This window comes from Marinobacter xestospongiae (assembly GCF_023156385.1).
Classification (GTDB): domain Bacteria; phylum Pseudomonadota; class Gammaproteobacteria; order Pseudomonadales; family Oleiphilaceae; genus Marinobacter; species Marinobacter xestospongiae.
In genome coordinates, this window is sequence record NZ_JAKZAK010000006.1 from 42,785 (window position 1) to 63,140 (window position 20,356).

17 protein-coding genes and 1 other RNA gene are annotated in these 20,356 nt (G+C 59.8%); 12 read left to right on the plus strand and 6 right to left on the minus strand.

Going from position 1 to position 20,356, the window contains the following annotated elements:
* Positions 1-182: 182 nt before the first annotated feature.
* The 6 genes from MLD24_RS05690 to MLD24_RS05715 all read right to left on the minus strand — a co-directional run bounded on the left by MLD24_RS05690 (position 183) and on the right by MLD24_RS05715 (position 9,345).
* Positions 183-2,801 (minus strand): tetratricopeptide repeat protein, encoded by a 2,619-nt coding sequence (locus tag MLD24_RS05690; protein WP_248165131.1) that lies wholly within the window; start codon positions 2,799-2,801, stop codon positions 183-185.
* A 63-nt stretch (positions 2,802-2,864) separates the two neighbouring features.
* Entirely contained in the window at positions 2,865-4,241 is a 1,377-nt protein-coding gene (prsR, locus tag MLD24_RS05695; RefSeq protein WP_227171206.1) for a PEP-CTERM-box response regulator transcription factor, read from the minus strand.
* Positions 4,242-4,455: 214 nt separating this feature from the next.
* A complete protein-coding gene (gene prsK, locus MLD24_RS05700) occupies positions 4,456-6,588 on the minus strand; it encodes an XrtA/PEP-CTERM system histidine kinase PrsK (RefSeq protein WP_248165134.1) in 2,133 nt (710 codons plus the stop codon).
* A gap of 77 nt (positions 6,589-6,665) precedes the next feature.
* Positions 6,666-7,613, minus strand: a complete 948-nt coding sequence (locus MLD24_RS05705) for an SDR family oxidoreductase (RefSeq protein ID WP_227171204.1) — start codon at positions 7,611-7,613, stop codon at positions 6,666-6,668.
* A complete protein-coding gene (locus MLD24_RS05710; RefSeq protein WP_248165137.1) occupies positions 7,613-8,428 on the minus strand; it encodes a lysophospholipid acyltransferase family protein in 816 nt (271 codons plus the stop codon). Before MLD24_RS05710 ends, MLD24_RS05705 begins: the two co-directional genes overlap by 1 nt.
* Positions 8,425-9,345: a D-hexose-6-phosphate mutarotase gene (locus MLD24_RS05715; RefSeq protein ID WP_248165140.1), complete on the minus strand. Its 921-nt coding sequence runs from the start codon at positions 9,343-9,345 to the stop codon at positions 8,425-8,427. The genes MLD24_RS05710 and MLD24_RS05715 overlap by 4 nt, the downstream gene beginning before the upstream one ends.
* Positions 9,346-9,547: 202 nt before the next feature.
* Between MLD24_RS05715 and ffs the strand changes: the two genes are divergently transcribed.
* The 12 genes from ffs (at position 9,548) to MLD24_RS05775 (ending at position 20,354) form a co-directional block, all read left to right on the plus strand.
* Positions 9,548-9,644, plus strand: an RNA gene (gene ffs / locus MLD24_RS05720) — signal recognition particle sRNA small type.
* 200 nt (positions 9,645-9,844) lie between these two features.
* Positions 9,845-11,884, plus strand: a complete 2,040-nt coding sequence (gene dnaX / locus MLD24_RS05725; protein WP_248165143.1) for a DNA polymerase III subunit gamma/tau — start codon at positions 9,845-9,847, stop codon at positions 11,882-11,884.
* 84 nt (positions 11,885-11,968) lie between these two features.
* Positions 11,969-12,292, plus strand: a complete 324-nt coding sequence (locus tag MLD24_RS05730; RefSeq protein WP_227171200.1) for a YbaB/EbfC family nucleoid-associated protein — start codon at positions 11,969-11,971, stop codon at positions 12,290-12,292.
* A 41-nt stretch (positions 12,293-12,333) separates the two neighbouring features.
* The gene (gene recR, locus MLD24_RS05735; RefSeq protein WP_248165155.1) at positions 12,334-12,936 is read left to right on the plus strand and encodes a recombination mediator RecR; all 603 of its coding nucleotides are present in this window, start codon (positions 12,334-12,336) and stop codon (positions 12,934-12,936) included.
* Positions 12,937-12,959: 23 nt separating this feature from the next.
* Positions 12,960-14,081 (plus strand): ribonuclease D, encoded by a 1,122-nt coding sequence (locus MLD24_RS05740; protein WP_248165157.1) that lies wholly within the window; start codon positions 12,960-12,962, stop codon positions 14,079-14,081.
* Positions 14,074-14,364 (plus strand): YcgL domain-containing protein, encoded by a 291-nt coding sequence (locus MLD24_RS05745; RefSeq protein WP_248165159.1) that lies wholly within the window; start codon positions 14,074-14,076, stop codon positions 14,362-14,364. The genes MLD24_RS05740 and MLD24_RS05745 overlap by 8 nt, the downstream gene beginning before the upstream one ends.
* Positions 14,361-14,807, plus strand: a complete 447-nt coding sequence (locus MLD24_RS05750; RefSeq protein WP_227171196.1) for a YcgN family cysteine cluster protein — start codon at positions 14,361-14,363, stop codon at positions 14,805-14,807. The genes MLD24_RS05745 and MLD24_RS05750 overlap by 4 nt, the downstream gene beginning before the upstream one ends.
* Positions 14,808-15,152: a hypothetical protein gene (locus MLD24_RS05755; protein WP_227171195.1), complete on the plus strand. Its 345-nt coding sequence runs from the start codon at positions 14,808-14,810 to the stop codon at positions 15,150-15,152.
* Positions 15,153-15,176: 24 nt separating this feature from the next.
* A complete protein-coding gene (locus MLD24_RS05760; RefSeq protein WP_248165161.1) occupies positions 15,177-17,273 on the plus strand; it encodes a VWA domain-containing protein in 2,097 nt (698 codons plus the stop codon).
* Between the two features lie 131 nt (positions 17,274-17,404).
* Complete coding sequence (locus tag MLD24_RS05765) at positions 17,405-18,247, plus strand: AAA family ATPase (RefSeq protein WP_227171193.1); 843 nt, start codon at positions 17,405-17,407, stop codon at positions 18,245-18,247.
* A 53-nt stretch (positions 18,248-18,300) separates the two neighbouring features.
* Positions 18,301-19,479: a vWA domain-containing protein gene (locus tag MLD24_RS05770; RefSeq protein ID WP_248165163.1), complete on the plus strand. Its 1,179-nt coding sequence runs from the start codon at positions 18,301-18,303 to the stop codon at positions 19,477-19,479.
* Positions 19,480-19,820: 341 nt separating this feature from the next.
* Complete coding sequence (locus MLD24_RS05775; protein WP_248165165.1) at positions 19,821-20,354, plus strand: AraC family transcriptional regulator; 534 nt, start codon at positions 19,821-19,823, stop codon at positions 20,352-20,354.
* Positions 20,355-20,356 lie beyond the last annotated feature (2 nt).

Consider the following 20,356-nt stretch of genomic DNA (forward strand, 5'->3'; position numbering starts at 1 on the left):
CTGTGCCTGGAATTGGCCGCTTGGTACGGCTAGTGAGCTGTTTTAACGATAATTCTTCTGGTTGAGGGTGGTGAGAGGAAGACCTGTTCCGTGGGGTGTACAAAGTCTGACGCTGGGTTTTGCGGGCATGTAACCCACCGATGACAGACGTAGGCGCTGTCATCGGTGGACGGTGTCTATGCCTATAGTGCCTGTTTCACCTGTTCCAGATGGTCGGCAATTTCTTCGCTTTGTGGTGCTGCTGCCAGAGCCTTTTCAATGGCTGCCATGGCTTCCTGGTGCTTGCCCTGCAGATGGAGTACCCAACCGTAAGTATCCAGCACAGCGGGATTGTCCGGTGCCAGCTCGCTGGCCCGTTGCGCCAGCTCCAGCGCTCGTGCCGGCGAGGACTCCCGCAGTAGCCAGGCCAGGTTATTCAGCGCCAGTATGTTGTTGGGTTGCCGATCCAGGACTTCCTGGTAGTGTCGGGCTGCCGCCGCATCGTTGCCCTGTTGCATCAGGTAGTTGGCTCGTTTCATCTGGGCCTGCAGATTGCCGGGCGCCTGGCCCGCCCAGGTCTGGGTGAGTTCGTCCACGCGATCCGGGTCCTGGGTCTCAGCCAGACTGATCAGTGCTGGCAACATGCGCTGATCTTCACTGGCCTGCCATTGCTCTTCCAGATACCGATAGGCCTCGTCGGCCCGATCCATCTGCTGCAACAGCGAGGCCCGGCTGACCACAATTTCAGGTCGGGTGCCGAATCGCTCTTCCACCTCATCCAGTTGCGCCATGGCCTCTTGCTGCTTGCCTTCGAGTTGGTAGAGCCGCGCTGGCAGCAGTGCGAAGCCCAGATGTGCCGGTTGCAACGCAATGGCCTGGGTCGCGTTGGCCTGGGCGTCGGCCCAGTTTTTATCACCAATCAGGCCCTCCGCCTGCGCCACCAGCAGACGGGCTTTGGCGTGTTTGACTGGCTCAGAGGCGGTGTCTGCGTCGATTCCGGCCAGAGTGTTGGCCGCCGCGTCCAGCTCGCCCTGACGCACCTGAACCATGGCAATCAGCGCCGCACCGCTGTTGCTCAGCTCTGGATCATCACCGGTCTGCGACTTCAGCCATTCAGCGACTTCCTCCATGGAATGGGTCATGGCGTACAGTCGGCCGGCCTGTCGCAGGGGTTCCAGATTCTGTGGCGTGAGTTTCGCCGCCTTGATCATGGTCTCCGCTGCTGCCTCGGTGCGTTCCAGCTTGGTTTGCAGGTTGGCGAGGGCAATAAGGCCCGGCTGGTAGTTGGCCTGCTTGGTGGTCAGCTCCTTGAGCCTGGCCAGGGCGCGTTCGTTGTTTTCCAGGCCGGCATCGACAAGGCTGGCCATCAGAATAGCCTGGGGCGAGTCCGGATACCCGTTAAGTAGGGAATCGCGAATCTCCCTCGCTTCGCCCAGCTCGTCCTGTCGCAGCAGTTCGCCGACGTAGGAACTGGTGGTGGGCCAATCTGCCGGGTTGTTTGCGAACGCCATTCGCAGTTGCCCCAGTGCCTGTTGTGGTTGACCTTGTGACAGGTGGTGGCGGGCAAGGGCCAGGTTAAGGCGTGTCATCTGGGGATTTAGCCCCAGGGCCTTGCTGATGCTGGCAACGCCCTCATCAGCGCGTCCTGGCAGTGACAGCGCCAGCACGCCATGCATCGCAAGCAGGTCCGGGTCGTTGGGTCTGGCCTCGATGGCGCGGCTGAGATTGTCGAGGGCATCTTTGCGCTGGCCCTGCTCAACCTGGGCCAGGGTGGCGGCGCGAATGAAGGGGGTGGGGGACGTTTCCGGGTCCAGGTTCTCGGCCAGCAGACCCGCGCCTTCACTCAGATCCCCCAGTTGCAGGTTGAGGGCGCCAAGCATCAGGGCGGCCTGCTCGTTCTCCGGGTCCAGCTGCAGCATGTCCTGCAGGGTGACCCGGGCTTCCTCCAGGTTGCCGGACTGGATCGCTGAAACCGCGGCCTTGGCGCGTTCACGAGCGTCGGTGTCGGTGTTCTCCGCGAGGATGCGGTTGTAGAGCTGGGCCTCGGTAATCCGGCCCTGCTGTGTCAGGGCCTGGGACAGCAGCGTCAACAGGTCTCTGCGCACCGGCAGGAAGACATCAACGCTGGGCAGTGCGCCCGTTGCCTCGGTAAGCACCTCGATGGCCGATTCGACCTGACCCTGTTTGTACAGGGCCAGACCTTTCAGGAATAGCAGTTCCGGGTCAGGGTTCTGCGGGTCGAGGGCATTGTCGGCTGTCGCCACTGCCTGGTTCGCGTCTCCCAGGTCGATGCGGGAGCGCAGTATGCCGATCAGAGCCTCCCGGTTATCCGAACTGCGCTCATGGACGGCCTGGAAGCCGGCCAATGCCTGTCGGGGCTTGCCTGACTGCCGCAGGGCCTCGGCCCGAACCAGCTCGTGCTCCAGTTCCGCCGCTTCCGATTCCGGTTCTATGCGGTCCAGGGTCTCAACCGCCGAGAGGTGCTTGCCCCTGGCGAGGTAGGCCTGGGCCAGGGTGAGGGCGACCGCCTGGGTTTGATCTTCAAGCCAGGGCTCAAGAAGATCGGATGCTTCCCGTGCTGCGCCAAGTTCCAGATACAGCGAGGCCAGTTGAACCAGGTGGTTCACGTTGTTGGGTTCTTTCTGGATGGCATTCTTGATTTCGAGAAGCGCCGGGCGATACTGGCCCTGCTCAACGTAGGTGTCGCTGCGGGCGATGTGGGACAGCGCCTCGGACTTCTCAGCCTGGTCTCCGCAACCGGTCAGCATCGGCAGCGGCAGGGCCAGCGCTCCAATCAGCAGTAGATGACGGAAGTTGGTCATGAACGTATTCCCTGTTGGTATTTTATTGTGAGGCCATTCGCACGATCTGGTTGCGCCGGCAGACTAGCCGGCGCTGGACGCCTCCGGTGACGTTTCGATCCGGTACTTGTCCGTCAGGTTATAGAGGGTGGGGCGGGTAACGCCGAGCAGGCGTGCTGCCTGAGCCATGTTGAAGCCGCTGCTTTGCAGGGCTTGCAGAATGGCCTGGCGTTCTGCGGTTTCACGCACCTGGCGCAGGTTGATGGCATCCTGACCTGAGCTCGTCGGGGCCTCCAGCTCAAGATCGGAGGCGGTCACCCGTTTGCCTTCCGCCATGATGGTGGCGCGCTTCACCTTGTTGATCATCTCCCGCACGTTGCCTGGCCAACCATAGGTATTGATGGCCCGAACAGCGCATTCCGAAAACGTCAGATTGGGACGCTCCATCTGCTTGCCGAGGGATTTCAGCAGCGAATGGGCAATCACCAGCGCGTCGCCATCCCGCTCTCGCAGTGAGGGCACGTCCAGGGTGATTTCGCTGATGCGGTAGTAGAGATCCTCGCGGAAGTCGCCACTGTCGATCAGTTGCCGCACATCCCGGTGGGTTGCGCACACAACCCGTACATCGACCGGTATCGGGTTGACGCTGCCGACCCGGTCGATCAGCCGTTCCTGCAGAAAACGTAGCAGCTTTGCCTGCAGCGGCATGGGCATGTCGCCGATCTCGTCCAGGAACAGGGTGCCGCCATTGGCACTCTCGATCTTGCCTTTCTTGCTCTGGGTGGCGCCGGTGAAAGCGCCTTTCTCATAGCCGAACAGCTCACTCTCAAGCAGATTTTCCGGTATCGCAGCGCAATTGATGGCGGCAAAGGGCTTGGTGGCCCGGTGGCTGAGGTCGTGCAGTGCCCTGGCGAGCAACTCCTTGCCGGTGCCGGTTTCGCCGGTAATCAGTGTGGTTACGTCTGTTGGGGCAACTTTCTCCAGGGTGCGGCAAATGGTCAGCATCTGCGGGCTGGCGGCAACAATGCCCTTGATGTTGGCACCATTGTTCTGGCGGTTGAGCTCCTGGTTTTCCTGCTCCAGCTCTGCCAGGCGAAACGCCCGATTGACCACGAACGAGAGAATGTCGGCGTCCAGCGGTTTCTGGTAGAAATCGCTGGCCCCCATGCCAATGGCCTTGACAGCGTTTTCCTTGTCTTCACGGCCGGTAACCACGATGACTTTGGTTTGTGGAGCGAGGCGAAGAATTTCATCGAGCAGGGCGAAGCCCTCGGAGGCGCCGCCGGGATCGGGTGGCAGGCCCAGGTCGAGGGTAACCACCTCGGGTTCATGCCTTCTCAGGGCGGCCATGGCAGCCTCCCGGTTGTCGGCAACCGCCACTTCCAGGTCATCACTGAAACACCAGCGCATCTGGCTCTGCAGGCCTGGGTCATCCTCTACGATCAAGAGTCGCTTAGTCACAACTGCAACAAGTCCTTGTACTGTCTGGATAGATCAAGTACCGGGCCCTGTGCGGCTGAACCTTTGTTTTGCCAGCCCGTGAGGGGGGGTGGCTTAGCGCGCGAGCAACGTTGAGCCCCGGTACACTCTCGGCACGATTTCTCGTTACCGTCGATTCTTAACTGTAGTTTAGGCTATTGCAATCGTCTCTGGGCGGTTTTTTGGCACTCGACGATCAGCTGGCGGTGTTAATGCGCTTTGGTGACTTGATTTCGTCGTTTTCTGTGGTTTGTTGCGAGGTTGGCGCGTTGGGTTGGGCCAGCGGCAGACGCACCGAAAAGCACGAGCCGACCCCTGGCTCGCTGGTCACGTCGATGTTGCCGCCAATCTTGCGGATATACTCGCGGGCCTGATAGGCCCCGATACCCATGCCGGTAAGGCCTTTTGTGCTCTCAAACGGTTTGAACAGCTGGAACTTGATGAATTCCTCACTCATGCCACTGCCTGTGTCCTGAATGAACAGCACTACCTGGCCCTGGGACGTTTTCAGGGTCAGTGTGACTTCTCCGGTTGGCGGTGTGGCATCCTGGGCGTTTTTTACCAGATGGCCCAGAACGTTACGCAGCTGGTCAGCGTCGGCGTGAATCAGCACCCGGTCCGGATTGCCGATCAGTTGCGGAGCAGGCTGGTCGTTGCTGTGGTGCTCCAGCAGCTGCTGGACAACCGCAAAGAGATCGATCGTGGCGGTTTCGTTGCCGCTATCCTCCGGCTTGCGGATATGCTCCACCAGGTTCGACATCTTCCGTACCGCGTGCTCCGTGGTTCGAATCATGTCGTCGATAAACTCAGGATTGTTCCGGTGGCGATGGGCATTGTTCACCAGCAGGCCAAGCTGGGCGATCAGGGTCTTGAGGTCGTGCACCATAAACGCTGAGGCCTTGCTCACGGCCTCGAACTGCATGGCCCGGGACAGCCGGTTCTGGGCATCGGCTTGCGCCAGCAGGTTACAGGTCTGGCGCGCGACTACCTTGATCAGGTCAAAGTTCTCCCAATTCAGCTCAACTTTGGCGTAGGGGCTGCCAATCAGTGTCAGGCCGTAGAACGAATTATCCAGGTACATGGGGATAACCAGCCAGCCGTCGGTGAACTTGGTGATGGCGTCGGGAATCTCCAGCAGGTTATAGCGCACTGGATCTTGCCGGTACTCCGCCAGGTTGATGATCCACTCACGCTCCTGCAGGAATCGGATCAGCTCGGATTCGCCATCGATGGTGGTGTATTTGGGAGGCGTCATGTTGGTGGCGGCCTGCAGGGCAAAGTTGCCATCCTCGTCCCGCAGCCAAAGGACGCCGGAATTGCTGTCCACCAGGTCGCCAAGGATGCGGATCACCCGCTCCGGCAGGGGTGGAGCGTCCCCCAGATCCGCCAACTCCCGGGTCATCTTCAGCCACTCGTCCCGGTAGTCGTACTTGTAGTCGAAGAAATTCTGACTGATGAAAATCATGGTCCGGGCACGTACTCGGCGGGAAGTGACCAGAATGAGGAACGCCGCCAGGGACAGGGTGATGAACAAAACCTGCAGGGCTTCGCCCCAATCACCGCCCATGACCTTGACGTAGTAGCCGCCAAGTGCAAGAAAAATCAGATAGATACCGGCAAAACTTAATGTGCCGACATGGTAAACGGCGTTGCGTGACAGCTGGAATTCCACCGGCTGCTTGCGGGTATTGATGACATTTACCGCGAACAACGGCACCAGGAAGGCATTGATGAAGCCGCGGGCGTCCCAGAACGAATCGGCGATCTGGCCAAACAGCAGGGCATCGGCGTACATGAAGAAATCAAACGCCATCAGAGTGGCGGTGCCAACGCATATGTACTTCATGCTGGAGCGGCCGAGGCTGCCGCAGTTGCGCCAGATTTGCTCCACCAGAGACAGGCCGAGCAGCGACAACGCGATCTGGCCCACCACCTTGGTCTTGCCATCCAGCAGGGCAATGCCGAAGGCATATTCCAGGACGCCGGAGGCAAGCAGCAACAAGACAAGCGTGATGGTGGCGTTGCTGAGCACGGTGCGAACCTTGCCCATGAACTGGCCGGAGCGTCCGGCATCCCGCAGCAGTGCCAGCAGCACGGCAATCCAGGCGGCGTCGCGGATCAGCTCCAGCAGGTAGCGCAGGAAAAAGCCAGGCTGCTGCCACAGGCTCTGGCTCACCAGCGAGAATGCCCAGATGGCGGACACCAGGGCGGCGAGGAACATGGTGCGATCCACTTCGCGACGCAGGTACTTGCCGGCAATAAGAATGGCGAGCAGCAGGTATGACAGCACTGCTGCAGAGTGGCTGATTACACCAAGGTCGGTCGCCATAGGCTATTGCGTCCCTTGCCCTGTGAACGAATGGACTCCGTCTGCGCGGGCGTCGGAGTCCTTACCGACCTGTCGCCCTAGACGGGATGCTTGTTTTCCCGATAGTACCGGAAAATTTCCTTCAGTGACCGCTCGGGCGTGAAATCAAACTCCCGGGCAAACAGCCGACCGTCGATCACTACCGGGTACTTGAAGAAATTCATCAGGTAGGAGGGGAAGCTCCTGAGTTTCAGTGTACGCAGGATTGTCCTTGCCAGGGATGGCGGAATGGAAGGCACGGGAATACGTCGGCAGCCGCATAGCTGCAGGGCATGCTGATAGGCCACCCAATCGTCCGGAGCTACATTGAACACTCCACGGGCCTTGTGGTGATAGGCGAGCACGAGAGCGGTGGCCATGTCGTCGATGTGAATGAACTGCATCATCGGAGAGAAACCGGCCAGCACCGGCGCATGTTCGCTGCCAAGCAGAGTACTGATGCTGTTGCGGACACCCGGGCCGACGATGTTACACGGCCGCAGAATGGTGATGTTGAGTTCCGGGTAGCGCCACAGGTAGATGTTGGCCAGATTCTCCAGTTCCACCGAGTCCACCAGGTCCATGGACAGGCCGGCGCTTTTCAATGGCGCTTCCTCATCGATGAGCGCCGGATTGTAGGCGGTGGCGCCGTAGACGTGGTAGGTCGACAGCACCACCACGCGGCGGATGCCGTATTTGTGGCTGAGATCCAGCAGCTTCTGGGTGCCCAGCACGTTGGCGTTGTAACGGCGCATGCGGGTCAACTGGCTGGACTGGACGCGCCCGAGGTGAATCACGCCGTCGAAATCGTAGCGGCGAAACAGGTCTTCGAACACCCGCTTGTTGAAATCGATGCAGTAGCTGGGAATGTCGTCCCCGAGGTACACCTGTTCACGGAAATCCACCGCCACCAGGTCACAGTCCTGGCGCAGGCGCTGGATTACCTGTTGGGCCAGGGCACCGGCGGCGCCGGTTACCAGGATGTGTGGTCGTTTTTGTTCGCTCATCAGAAAAGCCCCTTGCGTTCGCTCAGTCCCTTGTCGATCAACTCGCTGATTGCGGCCTTGACCTGTTCCACCCGCTCGGTGACCTGCTCCTCGGGAATCTCCGATTCGTCGAAGATCATTGGGTCACCGAAGTTCAGGTGTACTTTGGCGGGGAGGACCGCCGGTACCGCAACGGGCACATAAGGGACGCCAAGCAGCTTGGCCAGGGGTTTGACGTTGGCGATGGCGGGGATGGTCTCTTCGCAACCAACGACGCCAACCGGCACGATGGTCGCGCGGTATTTCATCGCCAGGTGCATGAAGCCATTGCCGAACCGCTTGAGCTGGTAACGATCCCGGTAGAGCTTGCCGGAGCCGCGCACGCCTTCGGGGAACACGATCACCGCCTCGTTGTTTGCCAGCATCTTGGCGCAGTTCACCGGGTCTCCGAGAACCGCGCCGAACTCATTAAGCAGGTTGCCCAGATAGGGCACGGTCGGGAAAAAACGCTCGATCATGGCCCTGGGAATCCGGGGCTTGTCGCTGCGGGAGGCCAGGGCGTAGCCAATCAGCAGCCCATCCAGCGGGAGCTGGCCGCTGTGGTTGGCAATCAGCAGCACCGGTCCCTCCGCGGGTACCTTTTCGACGCCGTGAGTCTCAACCCGAAAGTACTTTTCATACAGCAGTCTGGTAAATGAAAAGCCGTACTTGATGGTTTCGTTGTTATAGCCCCAGGGGTCGTAGCCAAGGCTGCCAATGGGCTTACTGATTTTGCGGATCTGGTCTTCCAGGGATGATGGAACCAGGGCAGATTTTATTCTTGATGTCAGGCTCATGAGTCGCTAGCAAGTCCTTGTCGACAGCTGATCATTGCTCCAAGGGTATGGGTCTGTCCGCTATTTAGCACCCGAAAATCGTGCAGCGCATTGGCAGTTTCGACGCAGACCATCGATCGCCAGGCCTCGGCGGGAAAGTCGGACAGGCAGTCCGCTTTTTCCGGGCCGGGATTCCAGACCACCGTAGAGCGGCTGCCGAGGCTGGTGATCTGTTGCTGGCGGTTGCCGTTGTGGATGCAAACCTGCTGCTCGGCCGGGCGTTGATAGATCCGGTCGACTTCGCCATCGAAGGTGACCGGGCCGCATTGCTCATAAAGCTCCCAGTCTCGCAGGGTGTCGACGACCTTAACGCCATCAAAACCCTCCAGCTGGGTGCTGGCGATGTCGTCGCAGGGCAAATAGGTGTGAAGCGCCTGGGTAAGCGCCAGTGGTTTGTTGTCCAGGTTGGTGGTGGTGAGGGCAATGTGAAGGAGATCGGCGCTGAACCGGAACGTCAGCAAAGCCCGGGCCTTGCCGCGCCATAGCGTGGGCATGTCGTCGTCTATCTCCAGTGCCAGGCTGACTTCCACGGTTTCCGGGGACTCCGTCAGTTGGTCCAGCTGCCACAGTTGGGTGCGGGCGAAGCCGTGACTTTGCCGGGTCTGAATGTGTTCGCGGACCTGTGGTGGGTTTCGGTCCGGAACGCCAAACCAGGGCCAGCAGATAGGAATGCCACCTCGCACGGCTCGGCCGGTTTCAAAGCGGGCGGCCTTGCTCAACCACAGCCAGTTGGCCTCGCCGGTGGGGGCGAACTGAATCAGGTGTGCTCCCTGAAGCAGCAGCTTGGCATGAAAATCCGGGTGGTGAATCTCCAGCCCCTCCAGCTGTCCTTCGGTTATCCAGCGGGTAAATGACCAGCTTCCGGGAGTTTCAGTCACGTGCACCTCGTATCGGGTTGGAGGATCCATTCATGTGGTTTTCCGAAGATTAATCCAATTGCGTTACCGCTGCGAGGGTGGCCTGGGTATGAGGAAAACACCCGGAAAGAAATCAACAACAAAAAGCGTTGATGCGCCTGCCAACCCCTGTTAACATGCGCGCCGCATCTGGACGAGCACGTCCGGATCGTTATGGTGGCTCCATTGGTGCCTTCGCAACAATAAACCGTGAACCCGGTCAGGCCCGGAAGGGAGCAGCCGCAGCGGTGGACTTGTGTGCCGGAGTGTCGCTGGTGGGGCCACCCCCAGTTTTTCAGTACTCCCCGCATCCCGCCTGTTGGACTCACAAGCCAAACCTGTTGCCCAAGCCTCGTTTACTTCCCCTTTTAGAACCAAAGATTTGCCGGCAATTCAGCAAGTTGAACCATTGGGTATTGGCTTCTTATCAATCCGGGTCCATGCTAAGGTTGAGGCTGATCACAACCGCAGTTGATGGACAATGAGCTACCAGGTACTCGCCCGTAAGTGGCGCCCGCAAACATTCCAGGACATGGTAGGGCAGGAGCATGTGCTTCAGGCTCTGGTGCATGCACTGGAGACCCAACGGCTGCATCACGCCTATCTGTTTACCGGCACCCGAGGTGTGGGCAAGACCACCATCGGCAGGCTGCTGGCCCGTTGCCTGAACTGCGAAACCGGCATCACCCCGAATCCCTGCGGCGAATGCACAACCTGCCGAGAGATTATGGAGGGGCGTTTTGTCGATCTGATCGAGATTGACGCCGCCTCACGAACCGGGGTGGATGACATGCGGGAACTGACGGACAACGTTCAGTACTCGCCGACTCGCGGCCGCTATAAGGTGTACCTCATCGATGAGGTGCACATGCTCACCAACCAGTCATTCAATGCATTTCTGAAAACCCTGGAGGAGCCGCCAGAGCACGTCAAGTTCCTGCTGGCGACCACGGACCCCCAGAAGCTGCCGGTTACTGTGCTGTCACGGTGTTTGCAGTTCAACCTCAAGCGCATGACGCCGGAGCATATCGCCGGTCACCTCAATCATGTGTTGTCCCAGGAGGGCATCCCGTTTGAAGAGGCCGCATTGTGGCTACTGGCACGGGCCGCCGATGGCAGCATGCGGGACGCGCTCAGTCTCACCGATCAGGCCATTGCCTTCGGCAACCAGAAACTGGCGGCCAGTGATGTCAGCAGCATGCTGGGCACAATCGATCAGCGGGACATCGAGAAACTGGTGGATGCCCTGGTGGCCGGCGACGGCCCGGGACTGTTGTCGGAGATTCAGCGGGTGTCCGACTTTGCACCGGACTACGGCGTCATCCTGGCCGATCTGTTGTCCCTCTTTCATCGGGTCACCATGGAGCAGGTGGTTCCGGGCAGCGTTGATAATGCCCTGGGGGATGTCGGTAAAGTTCAGTCGCTGGCGCGCCAGCTCAGTGCCGAAGACGCCCAGCTGTTCTACCAGAGTGCACTGATGGGACGAAAAGACCTGGCAGTGACGCCGGACGCCCGCATGGGATTCGAAATGACCCTGCTGCGGATGCTGGCGTTTCGCCCCGGCGTTGAGCGTCGTGAACCGCCGACGATAGCGGCCCAGGGCGCGCCAGCGCTGCCGGAGAATGCCGATGAGCCTGGGCCGGCTCCGGCGCCTGTCGCCGACGCGGAGAAGGCACCATCGAGTGCGGCCGAGAGCCCGGCTGCCCCACCTGAGCCAGTGTCGCCCGTTTCATCAGCGCCAGCGCCATCAGAACCCGCGCCGGAACCGACCGCATCCCCGGTCAGCGAGCCGAGCCGGGGCAGTGAGGCGGCTCCGCCCCAGCCGGTTGAGTCGTCACCAGCGGTCAACTCGATGCCGGAATCTGCACCGGCGGAGGATGGCCCGCCCCCGGCCAGTTACGATGATCTGCCACCGGAATACCTGGCGTACAGCGAAGAGCCAGCAGCCCGGAACCCGGCGCCGGAAGCGGTGACGCCGCCCGAGCCGGTAGCGCCGGCACCGTCCGTGCCAGACGCCGAGATGGCAGAATCCATGCCGGCACCGCCAGCACCAACCGGGCAACCTGAACCAACCGAAGCCGTTCCTGCCAGCGACCAGCCGGAGGCGGCGGGGATGGATAGCCCCGCGCCAGCACCGGCAGCAGACGAATTCCACTGGCCGCGGGATTTCCGTTCCCTGGGGATTGTCGGTATGCCGGGCAACCTGGCCAGCCACGCAGCCATGAGCCGGGACGGCGATACGGTCGTACTGACGTTTGATGAGGGGCATGCCCGTCTGCTCAACGACCGTCACCAGGACCGTATTGCGGATGCCTTGCGTCAGTTCTTCGGTGACCAGGTGCAGCTCTCGGTACGCCAGGGTCATCCCGGTGGAGACACCCCCGCGGCCTGGGAGCAGCGAGCGCGACAGGAGCGGCAGCAGGCGGCAGAAGCTTCCATCCAGAACGATCCCCACGTACGTTCCATCGTGGAACGCTTTGAAGGCAGGGTGGTCGAAGACTCCATTAAACCGGTATCGTGATCCGCAGCCAACAAACGCCGTGGTAATGATGCCGAACCAGTTCACCCGGACTTCCGGGCAGGCAAGAACAGAGGTAGAAAGACGATGATGAATGGCATGGGCGACCTGATGAAAAAGGCCCAGCAAATGCAGGAAGAGATGAAGAAGGCCCAGGAAGAGATCGCCAAGGCGGAAGTGACCGGCGAGGCCGGCGCGGGCCTGGTGAAAGTGACCATGAACGGCCGTCACGATGTCCGTAAGGTGGACATTGATCCCAGCCTGATGAGCGAAGAGCGTGAAGTGCTGGAAGATCTGCTGGCAGCGGCGGTTAACGATGCGGTGCGTCGTGTCGAGGCCAACCAGAAGGACAAGATGTCTGGCATGATGTCCGGAATGGGCATGCCGCCGGGCTTCAAGATGCCGTTCTAAGGGCTACTCGATGTTGATCACTTTGCAGCCGGGAGAGCAGCATGGCTTTTAGTCCTCTGGTGGACGAGCTGGTGGAATCCCTGCGTTGTCTGCCCGGCGTTGGCCAGAAGACGGCCCAGCGGATGGCCTTTCACCTGCTTGAGAAAGGACGCACCGGCGGCCATCGCCTGGCCGAGTCCCTGCAATCGGCGATGGACGGCGTTCGCCGCTGCGAGCGCTGCCAGAATTTCTCGGATACCCCGGTATGCGGGATCTGCGAGAATCCCAAGCGCGGTAACGGCACCATCTGTGTGGTGGAGAGCCCCTCTGACCTGTTGGCCATCGAGCAGGCCGGCGATTACCAGGGTGGCTACTTCGTATTGATGGGGCACCTGTCGCCCATCGATGGTATTGGACCGGCCGACATCGGCATCGAGTGCCTGCTGCAACGGATCAACGACGAGGACATTTCCGAACTGATCCTCGCCACCAACCCCACTGTCGAAGGTGAGGCCACGGCCCATTACATCGCCGATCGTCTGGACGGTCGTGATGTATTGATCACCCGGCTGGCTCACGGTATCCCCGTGGGTGGCGAGCTGGGTTATGTGGATGGCTTCACCCTGACCCATGCCTTCCGCGGTCGCAAACCCCTGAGCGACTAGCCCCAACCCAGTCTCTATACACCATGACCACTGATTCACAATCCCCTGCCTGCTGGCTTCATAGTTCTGCCGAACTGGACGAAGTACTGGATAGGCTTGGCGATCAGCCACTGGCGCTGGACACCGAGTTTGAACGGGTATCCACCTTCTTTCCGATTCCCGGACTGGTACAGCTTGGTGTCGGTGAGGATTACTACCTGGTGGACCCGGACGTCGCCGCCGGCTCCACCCGCTTCCGGGATACCCTGGCGGATGCCGGCAAGACCAAGATCCTCTACGCCATGAGCGAAGACCTTGAGCTGTTTCGTCATTGGCTGGACATTGAGCCAGCCGGGCTACTGGACCTTCAGCTCGGAGCCGCGCTTGCCGGGGCGGGCTTCTCCGTTGGCTATGCCCGCCTGGTGGAAACCCTGTTCGGGGCGACCCTGGACAAGTCCGCTACCAGATCGGACTGGCTTGCACGTCCGTTAACGCCAGCGCAGGAACAGTACGCCCTGGATGACGTCCGTTTCCTGTTGCCGCTCTACCGCTGGGTGACCGAGTCTTTGGAGGCGCGTGGTCTGTTGCCCGCGCTGGCAGAAGAGACCGCACGGTTCGCCACCGACCTGGCTGCCCAGGATAATCCACAGCGCTATTACCTCAAGATTCGCGGAGGCTGGGCGTTAACTACCTCCAAGCAGCAGGTTTTGCAGAGACTTGCGCTCTGGCGTGAACAGGAGTGCCGGCGCCGGGATCGTCCCCGCAACCGGGTGGTGTCTGATGCGCTGCTGATCGCCATCGCAGACGCCATGCCGGCACGAGTGGGCGCACTGAACGGCATCAAGGACCTGCCAGCGCCGGTCGTTCGCCGTTACGGCGAACAGATTGTGGAGATGGTCAACCAGCCGGTTGCGGCGGATGGCGACTTTGAAACCATCCGGCCGCCATTGACCCGGGAGCAGCAGAAGCTCTACAAGCGGGTAAAGGCGTGCTTTGTGTCGGCAGCGGAGACCGCGGATGTGCCCATTGAGCTGCTTGCTCCGCGCAAACGGCTGGAGTCCCTGGTGCAACAGGGCGAGGTTTCCGGCGAATGGCTGTCGGGCTGGCGCGGTCAACTGATCGAGCCGGTCCTTTCTGAGATTGAAGCGGAACTGCAACATGACTGATAAAACCTTTGTCTCTGTCTTTCGCAGCAGCAAGAAGGCAGACACCTATATCTTTGTACGGCGTGGCCATGACTGGTCGACATTGCCGGAGACGTTGCGCGAAATCTTTGGCCAGCCGGTGCATTCGATGGACCTTGTGCTGACGCCTGAGCGCAAGCTGGCGAGAACCACGGGGCAGGCCGTTCTCGAGGCTATCGAAGATAAGGATTTTTACCTGCAAATGCCTGAAGAACTGGAAAGTTATGTCGTAGAATTTAAGGAAAAGCTCAAGGACAGAAGATGATAGCGGCCATCCCGTTCTGGCAGCGGAAGCGACTCCATGAGATGAGCCCCACGGAATGGGAATCGCTGTGCGATGGTTGCGGCAAGTGCTGCCTTGCCAAGCTGGAAGACGAGGACACCGGCGAGGTATACCATACCGACCTGGTGTGCCGGTATATGGATCAGGAGAGCTGTCAGTGCACGGTGTATGCCACCCGCCTGGCGAAGGTGCCTGGTTGTACCGTTCTGACCCCGGCCACGGTGGGTGACTACCAATGGTTACCCTATACCTGCGCCTACCGCACACTTCACGAAGGACGTCCTCTGGCGGACTGGCACCCGCTGGTATCCGGTGATCCGGACAGCGTTCACGCTGCCGGCGTATCGGTCCGGCACCGGGTCTTATCCGAAGACCGGGTGCCGGAAGAGGACTGGGAAGAACATATTATTCACTGGGTTCTGTAAATGATGAATGCGGAAGCACAACTGGCGTATGGCATATTCTGGGGAATCTACATCCTGGGTTTTCTGGTGTTTTTCTATGTGATGAGCCGGTTCTTCCGACTCCTGCCGCTTTATGGATTGCGGACCCTGCTGCAGGCAGTGCTGATCGTCGCCATCGCGACGCCGGTGGAATCCTCCGAGGTGGCGGGGTGGTGGATACCTGCCTGGTTGCATGGCGGTTATGAGGCCATACTGGGTAATGCCGAGGAGGCGGCCAGGGCATTCTTCAACATGGGACTGGCTGCCATGGTAATGACCCTGGTCTGGTTACTGGATCTGGTTCGTTATCGTCTGACCCGGCGCTGACACAGCACTGATTCAGGAGACACTATGCTCAAAGGCCTGAAACGCCTCCTCATCCTCGGGGTTGTGGTCCTCGCCCCGGTTGTCCAAGCCCAGCAAAGTACCCTGGAACTGCCTGAAGACAGCGATGTCCGGGTGATCGTTGATATTTCCGGGTCAATGAAACAGACCGATCCCAACAACCTGCGGCAGCCTGCTGTCCGGTTGCTGGCCCGCATGCTGCCCAGCGGTTCGACCGCCGGCGTCTGGACCTTTGGCCAGTACGTCAACATGCTGGTGCCCCACGGGGAAGTGAGCGAGGTCTGGCGGGACAAGGCCATTGAACGTTCCCGGGCCATCAATTCGATCGCCCTTCGCACCAATCTGGGCGAGGCTCTGGAAGTTGCCAGTGACGACTTCTACACCGGTGGTGATCTCAGCCGAACCCACTTCATCCTGCTCACCGATGGTAAGGTCGATATCTCTCCGGATTCGTCGGCCAACAGCCGTGAGCGCCAGCGTATTCTGGATTCGCTGCTGACCCGCCTGCAGGATGCGGGCGCCACAATACACACCGTGGCTCTTTCGGACCAGGCGGACCTTGAACTGCTGCGGCAATTCGCCAGCCAGACCGAGGGTTCCTATTCCCTGGCCGAATCGGCCGATGGGCTGAACCTGGCGTTCCTGAGAGCGTTGAATACCGCGGTTCCACAGGAGCAACTGCCGATTGAAGACAACGGCTTCCTGGTGGACAGCGGCGTCAAGGAATTCACCGCGTTGATCTTTCCGGGTGAGCGCGTCAATGGTGAGGCGGCAGTTGAGCTGGCACTGATCGACCCCCAGGGCCGTCGCAGTCAGGCAGACTCGCCTCAGGACGGATTGCGCTGGGCCAGTGAAACTGGCTATGACCTGATCACCGTATCCAACCCAACCGCCGGCCAGTGGACCATCGACGGTGACCTGGGTGAGGGCAGCCGGGTCACCGTGGTCAGTGATCTGCGAATGGTGGTCAGCCCCATTCCGCCGGCGTTTACGGCTGATGAGCCGCTGGCGATCCAGGCGATGTTCTACGAGGAAGATCAGAGTATTCAGGACCCCGATTTCCTTGGCGTGATCGATGTCTCCCTGACCATCACCTCTGCGGACGGCCGTTCCGGCACCAAGCCTTTGGCGCCAAACGGACCGCCGGAAGACGGCGTCTATCAGGACACCATTCCCAAACTGCCGGCCGCCGGTGACTATCAGTTGTCACTGGTGGCGGATGGCCAGACCTTCTCCCGAAAGTTCAGCCAGATTGTTACCTTCGAGTTGCCGGAAACCGGTGGCGAGGTTGCCGGGGCGCCTTCAAAGCCATCGCCTGCGGTAGAACCGGAGCCTTCAGCGGAAGCAGAGCCATCAGCTGAGCAAGAGCCCCCAGCAGAATCAGCCCCGGCGATACCCGAGGCCGGTCCAATCGATGTCAGTGACGTCGAGGAGCCGACAGAAACTCCGCCGGAGCCCGCGGCAGACGATACCGGGATTGATCAGAAGTGGCTGTTCATTGGTGGCGCAGGGATCGGTGGTGTGGTGTTCCTGGGCGCGCTGTTCTTGTTGTGGCGTCGCCGGAACAAGGCCAAGGCTGCTGCAGAGCCGGATAAGGAAGCCGATACCAAGTCAGCGCCAGAGCCGGAACCCGAGCCGGAACCCGAGCCAGAACCAGAGCCAGAGCCAGAGCCAGAGCCAGAGCCAGAGCCAGAACCAGAACCAGAACCAGAACCAGAACCAGAGCCAGAACCAGAGCCAGAACCAGAGCCAGAACCAGAGCCAGAACCAGAGCCAGAACCGGAGCCAGAACCGGAGCCGGAGCCAGAGCCAGAGCCAGAGCCAGAGCCAGAACCGGAGCCAGAACCGGAGCCAGAACCGGAGCCAGAACCGGAGCCAGAACCGGAGCCAGAACCGGAGCCAAAACGGGAATTCCCAGAGGATTTTGACCTCGATGAGGAGATCCCTGAGCTGGACCCGTTCCCGGACGATTCGGAAGATGATGACGATGAGTTCGGCCTGGAGGACTTTGATCTGTCCGATATCGAGGACTTCGATCTGCCCGATGAGTCGGGCGATGAAGACGAAAACCGGGAGCGCAGAAAAGATGACGGAAAGGAGTGATCGTCGGGCTATCGGGCCGAATTCGACGCGATACGAATAGAAAAGGACGCAGGCTAAGGTTTTCAGTCCGGTAGGCGTCCGGCTATACTCGGCCGCCAGATCCGACGATAACAGCAACAGGAATCGACCGTATGAAGTTCACCGGCTCCGACAAGTACGTCGCCACCAATGACCTGCAAATGGCCGTTAACGCAGCCATTTCTCTGCAACGCCCGCTGCTGATCAAAGGCGAGCCCGGCACCGGCAAGACGCTGCTGGCCGAGGAGATGGCGGCTGCCCTGGGCATGAGACTGATCCCGTGGCACATCAAGTCCACCACCAAGGCCCAGCAGGGACTGTACGAGTACGATGCGGTTTCACGGCTGCGGGATTCCCAGCTCGGCGACGAGAAGGTCAAGGATATCCGCAACTACATCGTCAAGGGTAAGCTCTGGGAAGCGTTTGAAGCCGACGAGCAGGTGGTGCTGCTGATTGACGAGATCGACAAGGCCGACATCGAGTTTCCCAACGATCTGCTGTTGGAACTCGACCGCATGGAATTCTTCGTCTACGAGACTCAGGAGTTCGTCAAGGCGAAGAAACGTCCGATTGTGGTGATCACCAGTAACAATGAGAAGGAACTGCCCGATGCTTTCCTGCGTCGCTGCTTCTTCCACTACATCAATTTCCCGGACCACGACACCATGCAGAGCATCGTGGATGTGCACTTCCCCAATATCCAGCAGGAAGTGGTACGGGATGCCCTGGAAGTGTTCTTTGATGTTCGCAAGGTACCGGGGCTCAAGAAGAAGCCTTCCACCTCTGAGTTGATTGACTGGCTCAAGCTGCTGATGGCGGATGACCTGTCTGCCAAGATGCTCCAGGACAAGGACGCTGGCAGCGCGCTACCGCCGCTTTATGGCGCACTGGTCAAGAATGAGCAGGACGTTCACCTGCTGCAGAAGCTGGCGTTCATGGCGCGCCGCCGCAGCTGATTGAGGGGGTGCCACGGTGCACCCCACCATTCATTCAGGGCAGGGGACCTACCATGCTGATCGACTTTTTTCTGGAAATCCGACGTGCCAAAGTGCCCGCCAGCCTGCGGGAGTTTCTGGATCTGCTGGAGGCCCTGAAAAGCCGGCTGGCCTTCGCCGATATGGAAGAATTCTATTACCTTTCCCGATTGTGTCTGGTAAAGGATGAGCGTCATTTCGACAAGTTTGACCGGGCCTTTGATGCCTATTTCAAGGGGATTGAAAACCTCGACGAACTGCTTGAGGCGCTGATCCCGGAAGACTGGTTGCGGGCCGAGTTCGAGAAACAGCTGTCTGACGAGGAAAAGGCCAGGATCGACTCCCTTGGTGGCCTGGAAGAGCTCATTGAAGCCTTCAAGCAGCGAATGGAAGAGCAGAAGGAACGTCACCAGGGTGGCAACAAATGGATCGGCACCGGTGGCACCTCGCCATTCGGAGCCAACGGCTATAACCCCGAAGGTTTCCGCATTGGCCAGAAGGACGGCCGTCAAGGCCGCGCCGTCAAGGTCTGGGAGAAGCGCCAGTTCCGTGACCTGGACGATGGCATTACGCTGGGTATCCGCAACATCAAGGTGGCGCTGCGCCGGCTTCGCAAATTTGCCCGTCAGGGCGCCGCGGATCAGCTGGATTTGGACGACACCATTGCCTCCACAGCCCGCAACGCCGGTTACCTGGATCTGAAGATGGTGCCGGAGCGCCACAACGCGGTGAAGGTGCTGATCTTCTTTGACGTCGGTGGTTCAATGGACCCCCATGTGCGGGTGTGTGAAGAGCTGTTCTCCGCCGCAAGGCTGGAGTTCAAGCACATGGAGTACTTCTATTTTCACAACTTCATTTATGAGAGCGTCTGGACCAACAACATTCGCCGGATGAATGAAACCACAGACACCTGGGACATCCTCCACAAGTATTCACCGGACTACAAAGTGATCTTTGTCGGTGATGCCACCATGGCTCCCTACGAAGTTTCCCACCCCGGAGGCTCTATCGAGCACTGGAATGAAGAGGCCGGTGCCACCTGGATGCAACGGGTAACCGACCACTTCCGTAAAGTCGTGTGGCTGAATCCGTTGCCAGAGAGTTACTGGGGGCAGGGCGGCTCCCTGGGCATGACCCGCCAATTGGTGTCGGATCACATGTACCCGCTGACGATCGACGGCCTTGAATCCGCCATGCGGCACCTCAGCAAGTAAGCAGAATCCCCGGGAGAGGGGCGCCCAGGCAAAAAAAAAGCCGATGCGGTTGAGGGCATCGGCAAAGCTCGGCATATCAAGCGGTCGGCGCCCTTGGGCGCTACCGCCACCCTGGCTGAAGCAATCGCGAGGCCATGTCTTAATTTTTCAGTATTTTCAGTGGCCTGAAAATCTCCAGCTGATCCGGCTGGGTGTTTTCTCCCTCCAATCATCACCTCGCTGTAAAAATCCCCGACGAACACCGGTTTTCCATTTGGTGACCTGGATACCGTTCTTGTCAGTTTCCCAGTGTTACTCTCCATATACCTTTTGTTACAGAGTACATGCGGAAGCAGGCAGTTATGACGGCAACAGGTTTGTACGCGCCGGGCTGGCAGCGCCTTGCCCTGGCATCGGTGATGGTTGTCTCGGCATGGTCCGGGGCGGCATGCGCCGAAGCACTGGATCAACGGATTGATCGGCTCAAGTCCGAGGTGTCACAACTGAGTGAATCCCTGTTCACTCTGGAGCAGCAAGTGCTGCATCCCGCTGATACCCGGCTTTCTGTCTTTCTATCGCTGGATAATGTCGAGGCGCTGGAGCTTGACTCCATCGAACTCAGCATCGACGGCAAGCCAGCAGCATCCTATCTCTACAGTGCCCGTGAACTGAGGTCCCTGCAGGCCGGCAGTCTGCAACAGCTGTATGTCGGCAACGTGGCATTAGGGCCCCATACCCTGTCGGTGACCTTGACCGGCCAGGGCGCCAACGACCGCTACCTGCGCCGGGAAACCGAATTGGATTTCCGTAAGCGAAGTGGCGAAGCGCACCTGGAACTGGTTATCGCCGCGGAGGCGCCGGACTTTGAACCGGAAGTCCTGCTCAATCACTGGTAGTT

What these genes read in the sequence shown, in the direction of transcription:
- MLD24_RS05690 (WP_248165131.1), bottom strand. Translation starts at nt 2,801, where the DNA reads ATGACCAACTTCCGTCATCTACTGCTGATTGGAGCGCTGGCCCTGCCG.
- MLD24_RS05710 (WP_248165137.1), bottom strand. Translation starts at nt 8,428, where the DNA reads ATGAGCCTGACATCAAGAATAAAATCTGCCCTGGTTCCATCATCCCTG.
- MLD24_RS05745 (WP_248165159.1), top strand. Translation starts at nt 14,074, where the DNA reads ATGACTGATAAAACCTTTGTCTCTGTCTTTCGCAGCAGCAAGAAGGCA.
- MLD24_RS05705 (WP_227171204.1), bottom strand. Translation starts at nt 7,613, where the DNA reads ATGAGCGAACAAAAACGACCACACATCCTGGTAACCGGCGCCGCCGGT.
- dnaX (WP_248165143.1), top strand. Translation starts at nt 9,845, where the DNA reads ATGAGCTACCAGGTACTCGCCCGTAAGTGGCGCCCGCAAACATTCCAG.
- MLD24_RS05760 (WP_248165161.1), top strand. Translation starts at nt 15,177, where the DNA reads ATGCTCAAAGGCCTGAAACGCCTCCTCATCCTCGGGGTTGTGGTCCTC.
- MLD24_RS05730 (WP_227171200.1), top strand. Translation starts at nt 11,969, where the DNA reads ATGATGAATGGCATGGGCGACCTGATGAAAAAGGCCCAGCAAATGCAG.
- recR (WP_248165155.1), top strand. Translation starts at nt 12,334, where the DNA reads ATGGCTTTTAGTCCTCTGGTGGACGAGCTGGTGGAATCCCTGCGTTGT.
- MLD24_RS05750 (WP_227171196.1), top strand. Translation starts at nt 14,361, where the DNA reads ATGATAGCGGCCATCCCGTTCTGGCAGCGGAAGCGACTCCATGAGATG.
- prsK (WP_248165134.1), bottom strand. Translation starts at nt 6,588, where the DNA reads ATGGCGACCGACCTTGGTGTAATCAGCCACTCTGCAGCAGTGCTGTCA.
- MLD24_RS05770 (WP_248165163.1), top strand. Translation starts at nt 18,301, where the DNA reads ATGCTGATCGACTTTTTTCTGGAAATCCGACGTGCCAAAGTGCCCGCC.
- MLD24_RS05755 (WP_227171195.1), top strand. Translation starts at nt 14,808, where the DNA reads ATGATGAATGCGGAAGCACAACTGGCGTATGGCATATTCTGGGGAATC.
- MLD24_RS05775 (WP_248165165.1), top strand. Translation starts at nt 19,821, where the DNA reads ATGACGGCAACAGGTTTGTACGCGCCGGGCTGGCAGCGCCTTGCCCTG.
- MLD24_RS05740 (WP_248165157.1), top strand. Translation starts at nt 12,960, where the DNA reads ATGACCACTGATTCACAATCCCCTGCCTGCTGGCTTCATAGTTCTGCC.
- MLD24_RS05765 (WP_227171193.1), top strand. Translation starts at nt 17,405, where the DNA reads ATGAAGTTCACCGGCTCCGACAAGTACGTCGCCACCAATGACCTGCAA.